Origin of the sequence: Actinacidiphila oryziradicis (assembly GCF_005047355.1) — a bacterium.
Taxonomy (GTDB): Bacteria; Actinomycetota; Actinomycetes; order Streptomycetales; family Streptomycetaceae; genus Actinacidiphila; species Actinacidiphila oryziradicis.
Map to the genome: position 1 here is coordinate 1 of NZ_SUMC01000364.1, position 999 is coordinate 999.

2 protein-coding genes are annotated in these 999 nt (G+C 68.3%); both read right to left on the bottom strand.

Features of this window, described 5'->3' with window-relative positions; translation table 11 throughout:
- On the bottom strand, positions 1-578 hold a 578-nt coding region (locus FCI23_RS55905), incomplete at its 3' end, for an NAD(P)-dependent oxidoreductase (protein WP_136731791.1).
- On the bottom strand, positions 575-913 hold the full coding sequence (locus tag FCI23_RS55910) for an antibiotic biosynthesis monooxygenase family protein (RefSeq protein WP_136730800.1): 339 nt from the start codon (positions 911-913) through the stop codon (positions 575-577). The genes FCI23_RS55905 and FCI23_RS55910, both read right to left, overlap by 4 nt.
- Between the last annotated feature and the right edge of the window lie 86 nt (positions 914-999).

Sequence of the window (999 nt, forward strand, 5' to 3'; positions counted from 1 at the left end):
GCCGCCAGCTCGACGGCCTCCGCCAGAGCCTGCAGCTCTATACCCATCAGCAGGTTGAGGAGCAGCTTCATCCGCATGCCCGAACCGAGTTCGCCGAGGTGAACAACCTCCTTGCCCAGCAGTTCAAGCAGCGGCCGCCTGGCGGTGAAGACCCGCTCCTCACCTCCGACGTACAGCCGCAGGTCGCCGCTGCGGGCATGGTCCCGGTTGCCGAGCATGCCGACGTCCAGAACGGAAGGCTCGTTCCCGGCGAGGCGGACGACCTCGTCGGGGGAGACGGTGCTGGCGCAGATCAGGGCGCCGGGATAGGACCCGCCGCTGAGGACACCGTCCGGCCCTCGCAGCACCGCGCTGAGGGCATCGCCGTCGGCCACCGTGCAGATGGCAGCGGCCGTGCCCTCGACGGCCTCGATCGGACGGGCCGCGGCGAACGCGCCGGCCTTGGCGAGCGGCTCGGTTCGCTCCGCGGTGCGATTCCAGACCCGCACCTGTACGCCCTGGTCGAGAAGGCGGCCGGCCAGGCTGATGCCCATCATGCCAAGTCCGAGGACAGCGACGGGGCCACTGGTGCACGTCATGACTTCACCCGCACGGTCTCCTTGACGACCCTGAACCGCAACGACTGGGTGGAGTCAACCCACTTGCGGAGCGGAGCCACCAGCGAGCGGTGCTCCTCGCTCTGCTGCCAGGCGAAGAAATGCTCGGGCGTCTCCCACTCACTGGTGATCACCCACTGACGGGAGTCGTCGGCGGGTTCTCCCAGCCTGTCGATGATGTGCCCGGGAGTGCGGGCGACGGACTTCCGGATCCGGTCGTACACCTCCAGAAACCCTTGCTCGCCGCCCTCGATTACGTGGACCGCGAAGACCACGGAAAGCTTGTCGGCCGACGGGCCGCTGTGCGCGGTGCCCATGTCTTCTCCTGATGGTGGGATCCGGTGGGAGATGACTCCTACCAACTCATGGGCCCCGTGGCCGCGCAACTCCGCCGTGGGAGGAC

Bases quoted from the DNA above. Each gene is read 5' to 3' on its own strand.
- FCI23_RS55910 (WP_136730800.1), bottom strand. From the start codon at position 913: ATGGGCACCGCGCACAGCGGCCCGTCGGCCGACAAGCTTTCCGTGGTC.